This is a genomic window from Amycolatopsis sp. NPDC059021 (assembly GCF_042739895.1).
Classification (GTDB): domain Bacteria; phylum Actinomycetota; class Actinomycetes; order Mycobacteriales; family Pseudonocardiaceae; genus Amycolatopsis.
The window spans coordinates 155,381-162,127 of record NZ_JBHYIQ010000005.1; the positions used below are offsets into that span (position 1 = coordinate 155,381).

Consider the following 6,747-nt stretch of genomic DNA (forward strand, 5'->3'; position numbering starts at 1 on the left):
CGGTGGGTCACTCGGGGCGGTTTTTTTTTTTTGTGTTGTGTTTGCGGTGGGGGGGGGGGGGGGGGCCCCGGGGGGGGGGTGGCCCCCCCCCGTCCCGTCCCCGGTAGGGCAAGGACAGGATCCACAATGGACACCGGCTCCGCGCGGCACTGGGTCCTCATCACCAGTTCGGCGCTGTATCTGATCTGGCCCGCCGACGCCGACCCGCCCGCCGGCTGGCGGCGCACCGATTTCGGCGGCACCATGGCGGAATGCGTGGCGGAGGCCGACGCGCTGTGGCGAGGCAGGCGGCCCGTACGGCCGCCTCGGACTCCGGATCGCGTCGTCGTGACCGGCGGCGAACTGCACCGGGTGCGGGACCGCATGGTGGAGAACGTCTTGAGCGAACTGACGACGCGCCCCGCCGCCGTCCCGTATCTTCGCGGTCAGTCGCGGGGAATCGTCGTCCGCTTGGTCAAAGAGATGCTGTCACGATGCCTGGACGCACTCGAACCGGGGAGGGCGTTGAGCGAAGGAACCGGTGCGCTCGGGCCGCGTCCCGCCGAGCCCGCGGCCGTGCGCTTTGTCGTGCTTCGCGAGGCCGGAAGCCTGGTCTGGCACCAGCTCTCTGTGCTCATCGGTCCCCGCCACACGCCACCGCGCGAAGTATGCGCGGCAGCCGAAGCGCTCTTCGACTGCTTCGTCGAGCTGGCAGAGTGAGTCCTTCATACTCAGCCGCCGCCGGAGTGGGTGACTCATCACGATCGGCCGATAATCGCAGTGGGTGGCCCTTCGGCATCTCGTCGACCTGGCGCAGCCCGATCACACTGTGTCAAGCGGGCCTATCCCGCTTGACCGGCGGTTGCCAGGAGACGTTCTCTTCTTGAGCTGCGGTCCCCGGTGCAGCCGCCATCCGGTCGCGTGGGTGCCGGAGCAGGCCCCGCGCGGGCTGGCCGAGAGCGGCGCGGTCCCGGAGGTGCCGCGTTGACGCCCGGTGAACCGCAGCGCTGGCGAGGATGGCCGGTTGATCCGGACCCCGGGAGCGGGTGACACGTATGTGACATTCCCCGGGTTCTTAGCGTCCGAACGGACCCCGGATACGACGAAAGCCACGTCTACCTGCGTAAACGTGGCTTGTCCGTCGGGCTGACAGGATTTGAACCTGCGACCCCTTGACCCCCAGTCAAGTGCGCTACCAAACTGCGCCACAGCCCGGACCCGTACTCCGTGGAGTGCGATGTAAGTACTCTAGCGTGCCCCGGAAACGGGCTTGCAGGCAGGTCACCGTGTGTGGCTGACCTGCACAGATGCGCTGGTGGGGGCACTACCCGGCGTTGCCGGCGTTGCCGGGGTCCGGGCGCTGGGCCGTGGGCGGCCGGTGCGGCAGGAGCCGTCCTTGCCCGACTGTCGGTCGAATCGGCAGGATATGGGCCTGTGACCCCTTGACCCCCAGTCAAGTGCGCTACCGGGGTAGCCGCTGAGGCCATGTCCGGGGGCTGACCGGGACGATAGGGATCGCGGACGAACTCGCGCCGCGACTCCGCCTCGGCAATCCGGCGGCGGCATCAGTCGCGAGCCCGGGGGAGAGGCCGGAGGTGTGGCCGCCGCGCGCACACCTCCGGCCTCGGGTCTACCGGAGCCCGGCGTCGACGGCGTTCATCAGTACGCCGGTGTCGCCGGACATCTCCCAGGCCATGACGCCGAGGAGGCCCTTGGACTTCAGCCAGGCCATCTTCTTCCCGATGGACCACGCGTCGTCGAAGGTCCACCACTGCCCGTTGTTCCCGGTGAAGCAGTACGTCGCGATCGCCGGTTCCGCGTGGTAGACGGTGCAGTTGGGCACACTCGCGACCAGGTTCGCGTACCCGCGGGTGCCCGCCTCCTCGGCGAACTGACCCGGTGCGGCACCGTTGGCCGCTTGCCATGCGCCGTGTTTGCCGCCGTCGGTCACGCTCTGCCAGCCTCGCCCGTAGAACGCGAGCCCGAGGGTGAGTCTTCGCGGATCGACGCCCGCGTCCGTGTAGGCCTTGATCGCGCCCTCCACGCTGAAGTGGAACTTGTACGGATCCTCGGCGTCCACGTACAGGTTGCCCTGATGACCGGTGCGCAGCGGCTCCCACGAGTTGTCACTGCCGGACCCGTGGAAGTCGTAGCCCTGCACGTTGGCCACGTCGAGCGAGCTGAACACCTTCGGCAGTTCCCAGCCCGAGGCCACCTTCGCCGGGTCGGCGGGGGTGAAGGCGTGCAGCTGGTAACGCTTTCCGTTGGTCGCGCCGAAGGCGTCGAGCTGGGTGCGGAACTCGGCCAGCAGCGCGGTCAGGTTCTGCTTGTCGTTGACGTTCCAGCGGTTGCCGGGATGACCGTCACCGCTGGCTGGCCATTCCCAGTCGACGTCGATGCCGTCGAAGATCCCGGCCGCGGTGCCCGGACCGCCGGCACCGCCGTACGGCGCGATGTTGCCCTTGATCCACGTGTCGATGCAGGAGCTGACGAACTTCTTCCGCGACGCGTCGGTGGCCGCGACGTCGGAGAAGTACTTCGAATAGGTCCAGCCGCCCAGTGACACCAGGATCTTCAGGTCGGGGTGCAGTTTCTTGAGCTTCTTCAGCTGGTTGAAGTTGCCGCGCAACGGTTCCCAGCCGGTGTCGGCGGCACCGTCGACGGACTGGCCTGCCGAGAACGGCCGCGAGTAGTCGGCTTCGGCGTCACCGGCTCCGTCGCCCTGGTTCGGGTCCTGCGGGTTCGAGCTGGTGCCCTTCGTGACGCCGGACAGGCAGGTGAGATTGACCGGGTCGATGTTCTCGAACGCGTACAGCAGGTGGGTCAGTTTTCGCGCCGCCCCAGTGGTTTCGAGGTTCTTGACGAAGTACTGGCGGCCGTAGATTCCCCATTGGACGAAATAGCCGACGCGAGCGTAGCCGGACACGATGTCCCCGGTCTTCGCGGTCACGGGTGTGCTCGGGGCGGACACGTTGTCGTAGCCGTCCTTCGCCCGCACGGTGAAGGTGTACGAAGTGGACGGTGCGAGACCGGACACGGTGGCCGACGTCGTGGTCACGGTGGTGGCCAGCGTGTTGCCCTGGTAGATGTCGTAGCCGACGACGCCGGTGTTGTCGGTCGAAGCGTTCCAGGTCAGCGAGACGCTGCTGGAGGTGGCGCCGGTCGATCGGACGTTGCCCGGAGTGGACGGTGGCTGGGTGTCGTCGGCCGGATCGTTCGTGGTCACCGACGCGGGCGCGCTGGCGGCGGATTTCGTGCCCTTGCCGTCCTTCGCGACCACCGTGAAGGTGTAGGCAGTCTTCGGTTTCAGCCCGCTGATGGTCGCGCTGGTGCCGGTGACAGAGGTGGCGAGCGTCGTGCCTTGGTAGACGTCGTAGCCCGTGACGGGGAGCGATCCCGGGGCCGAAGCACTCCAGCTCAGCGAAACCGTCGTCGTTGTCTTCGTGACCACGGACAGGTTCGCCGGCGCGGCGGGCGGGGTGTCCGGCGAGCCGTCGCAGTTGGCGTCGTCGATCCGGCACTGGGTGGGTTGAACCCCTGAGCTGAGGCGGAAGGTCGGGTTGTACGGGAAGGTCGAAGCGCCCGGCTGCAGCGTGGCGATGTAGTACGCGGGCGTGAGCGTGACGAGGTTGCCCGACTGCGTCACGGTGCCGTTCTCGCCGGTGCTGGCGGTGACCCCGGACGGCAGCTGGAAGGTGATCGACCAGTTGCTGACCGCGGCGCTGCTGGTGTTCTTGACGGTGTAGGAGCCGTTCGTGCCGTCGAGCGCGAGTTGCGCGGTCAGGCGGCCGGCGGCCTGGGCGGGGGTGGCGGCCGCCGCGACGCCGCCCAGCACGAGCAGTGCCGCGGCGAGTGCGGAGCGTAACCGAAGGGGAGTGCGTCTCATGCGGTTCTCCCAGTGAGACGGAGGGAAAGTGACCCTGTGTGGTCTAGACCACACAACAATGTAACCCCGCTGTTCCGGAAGGTCTAGACCAAATTGGCCCAACCGTCACCCTGGCCATGGTTCCTTCATTCATGTAGCATTTTCCGACATGAGTGAAGGAACGGGGTCGCGGTCCCGGGCGAGACACCTCGGACCGGAGCGGCGGCGGCCGCAGGTCCTGGACGCCGCGCTGGCCATCGCGGTGGACCAGGGGGTCGCCGCGGTGACGATCGGCGCGGTGGCCGACCGGGTCGGGGTGACCCGCCCGGTGGTTTACGCGTGTTTCGCCGATCGCGTCGAACTGCTGCGGGAGTTGTTGCGGCGTGAGGAGGAGTACCTGCTCAACGACGCGCTCGCCGCGCTGCCGCACGGGCGCGCCGACGCGGACGAAAGCGTGTTCACCCACGGTTTCCAGGCGCTGCTGGAGACGGTCGCCAAACGCCCGGACTCGTGGCGGATCGTGTTCGACGCCGATCCGGATCCCGCGGTCGCCGACCTGTTCGGGCGCGGCCGCGCGGTGGTCGCCGAGCACGTCACCCGGCTGCTGCGGCCGACGCTGAAGCAGTGGGGGACCCGTGATGCCGACCGCAAGCTGCCGGTGCTGGTCGAGCATTTCATGTCCGCGAGCGAGGGAGCGGTCCGCTCGCTGCTGCGCGAGGGGGCCGCGTGGTCCCCCGCCGAACTCGGCGCGTTCGTCGGCAGTGCCGTCTACCGCGCCTTCCGTGACGCATGAGCGACGCTTGCGAGCGAATCGAAAACATCATGCGCCAAAGGGATCAGACGCAGTCTCGCGGAGCGAGGCGATCGCATGACCAGGAGGACGATCGTGAACCAACCCCGGATGCTGGCCGGTCACGGCTGGCCCTTCGACGCGGAGCGGCCCCGCGAGGATCACGGGCTCTTCGGCCCGGACTCGCCGACGTGGCGGGTGTGGACCAATCCGACGGCGTTGATCGCGTTCCTGCGCTCGATCGTCGTGGAGAGCTTCGACCCGTTCCTCACCGCGGCGGTCGACGACTCCGACGGCGTCCGCTACGACCTGCGTGGACGGCTCGACAGCACGTTGACGTACTTCACGATCGTGGCGATCGGTGACAGCCGCGCGGCGATCGAGTCCTCGGAGCTGCTGACGAAGGTCCACGCCCGCGCCACCGGCATCGAGCCCATCAGCGGACGCCGCTACAGCGCGAACAACCCCGACAGTCAGTTGTGGATCCACATCACCGGATGGCAGTCGAATCTCTACTGCTACGAACGGTACGGGCCGGGCCCACTGTCCACAGAGGACGAGGAGCGGTACTGGGCGGACTGCGTCACCGCGGCGGAGCTGCAGACGTGCGACCCGGCGAAGGTTCCCCGCAGCCGCGCCGATGTCCGGGACTACTACGCGGACACACGCAAGCGGCTGTGCATGTCCGAACGCGCCGCCGGGCTCATCCGGCATTTCCTGCATCCGCCGCGCCAGAAGGGCGAGCCGCTGTTCTGGCCCGCGACGAGGGCGCTGACCGTCGCGACCGTGGCCACCATCCCGCGCTGGATGCGCCGGCTCGGCGGCTTCGACCAGCCCGCCGCCCTCGACGCCATCGCGCTGCCCGCCGGGCGTGCCGTCGTCCGCGCCGCGACGCCGTTGAAGTGGCGATTGGCCATGGTCGATCACATCGCTCCGTCGGTCCGGCCGGTCTGGCAGCAGGCACTCGCCGGTCCGCCGCCGCTGCGGGACGAGGTCCTCAGCCCGGTGCGCGCACGGGAACTGTACGGCCACCAGGGCGCGCGGGCCGAGCGATCCGCCGGGTAAACCGGATGACCGCCGTCGTGGTCGTCGCGGATGATGTGGCCCATGGACAGGGAGGAAGCGCTGTCGCGACTGCGGGACGCGGTCGCGTCGTGGTACGTCGATCTCGGTGGTACGGCGGAGATCGCCTATGCCGCCTGCGACGTTGTCGCCGCCGGGATCGACGGCCCGGCGATCGTGGCTCTCGCCGCGGTCAGCGTTCGTGCTGCCGACGTCGAGGTGCCGTGGCTGCTCGATGACGCGCTGCGCGAGGCCGGGCTGACTCCGCGGCGGAAAGGAACTCCTGGCGCCAACGAGGAAGGGCTTCGCGTCGTAGCGCGGAGGACGGTGGCGGGATCGATGACACCGCGTGAATGCACGAGATGGGTGTTCGGGCGCTTCGGCACGTACACGAACGACCTCGCCGACGTGCTGGCCGGTCTCGACGACTACTACGACGCACTCGACTTCATCCCGGAGACGAGGGAAGAGGTCGACGCGTTGGTACTCGCCGAGGCGCGCAGGCTGGCGATGGGCTGATGGGGCGGGACGAAGCGCTGTTGCGGCTGCGGGAAACCGTTGCGTCCTGGTACATCGACTACGCGTCGGCGAGCGAGATCGTTTTCGCGGCCTGTGATCTGCTGGTCGCGGGCGTCGAGGAACCGGCTGTCGTCGCGGTCGCTTCCGTGGACGTGAGTGCCGCCGACGAGGAGGTGGCTGGCCTCGTCGAGGATTTGCTGCGCGAAATCGGCGTGCCGATTCCGGACGACGGCGAGGTGGCGGAAGAACGGGTGCTGCGCCTCGTCGCCGCGCTGACGGCGGCGGGTGCGCTGAGCCCTTCGGAGTTCGCCCTGTGGGCCGCGAGACGGTGCGGACACGACAGGATCGCGGCAGCGGATCACCTGATCGCGCTGGACAGGGAGTACTACCTGCTCCAGGACACCGGAGAAAGCCCCGGCCGGGGGGGGGGGGGGGGGGGGGCGGGGGGGGGGGGGGGGGCCGGGGGGGGGGGGGGGCGGGGGGGGTGGGGCTGGCGTGGGGGGGTGTGGTGTTGTCTGGAGGGAGAGTGGGA

At 68.9% G+C, this 6,747-nt stretch carries 6 protein-coding genes and 1 tRNA gene; 5 read left to right on the plus strand and 2 right to left on the minus strand.

The features are described 5' to 3' along the window. The first annotated feature begins 126 nt into the window (after window positions 1–126). On the plus strand, window positions 127–699 hold the full coding sequence (locus ACFWX1_RS04520; protein WP_378383773.1) for an MbtH family NRPS accessory protein: 573 nt from the start codon (window positions 127–129) through the stop codon (window positions 697–699). Window positions 700–1,120: 421 nt separating this feature from the next. Here ACFWX1_RS04520 and ACFWX1_RS04525 read toward each other — a convergent pair. Together ACFWX1_RS04525 and ACFWX1_RS04530 are read right to left on the minus strand one after the other, a co-directional pair. Continuing rightward, window positions 1,121–1,194, minus strand: a tRNA-Pro gene (locus ACFWX1_RS04525). Window positions 1,195–1,609: 415 nt separating this feature from the next. After that, entirely contained in the window at window positions 1,610–3,865 is a 2,256-nt protein-coding gene (locus ACFWX1_RS04530; protein ID WP_378383775.1) for a glycosyl hydrolase family 18 protein, read from the minus strand. A gap of 148 nt (window positions 3,866–4,013) precedes the next feature. Between ACFWX1_RS04530 and ACFWX1_RS04535 the strand changes: the two genes are divergently transcribed. From ACFWX1_RS04535 to ACFWX1_RS04550, 4 genes are all read left to right on the plus strand, one after another. Then, window positions 4,014–4,637 carry a TetR/AcrR family transcriptional regulator gene (locus tag ACFWX1_RS04535; RefSeq protein WP_378383777.1) on the plus strand — a complete coding sequence of 208 codons (624 nt, stop codon included), beginning with the start codon at window positions 4,014–4,016 and terminating at the stop codon, window positions 4,635–4,637. A gap of 93 nt (window positions 4,638–4,730) precedes the next feature. Continuing rightward, entirely contained in the window at window positions 4,731–5,699 is a 969-nt protein-coding gene (locus ACFWX1_RS04540; protein WP_378383779.1) for an oxygenase MpaB family protein, read from the plus strand. A gap of 42 nt (window positions 5,700–5,741) precedes the next feature. Then, window positions 5,742–6,215 (plus strand): hypothetical protein, encoded by a 474-nt coding sequence (locus ACFWX1_RS04545; protein ID WP_378383781.1) that lies wholly within the window; start codon window positions 5,742–5,744, stop codon window positions 6,213–6,215. Further along, on the plus strand, window positions 6,215–6,747 hold a 533-nt coding region (locus tag ACFWX1_RS04550; RefSeq protein WP_378383783.1), incomplete at its 3' end, for a hypothetical protein. The genes ACFWX1_RS04545 and ACFWX1_RS04550, both read left to right, overlap by 1 nt.

What these genes read in the sequence shown, in the direction of transcription:
- ACFWX1_RS04520 (WP_378383773.1), top strand. Translation starts at nt 127, where the DNA reads ATGGACACCGGCTCCGCGCGGCACTGGGTCCTCATCACCAGTTCGGCG.
- ACFWX1_RS04530 (WP_378383775.1), bottom strand. Translation starts at nt 3,865, where the DNA reads ATGAGACGCACTCCCCTTCGGTTACGCTCCGCACTCGCCGCGGCACTG.
- ACFWX1_RS04535 (WP_378383777.1), top strand. Translation starts at nt 4,014, where the DNA reads ATGAGTGAAGGAACGGGGTCGCGGTCCCGGGCGAGACACCTCGGACCG.
- ACFWX1_RS04545 (WP_378383781.1), top strand. Translation starts at nt 5,742, where the DNA reads ATGGACAGGGAGGAAGCGCTGTCGCGACTGCGGGACGCGGTCGCGTCG.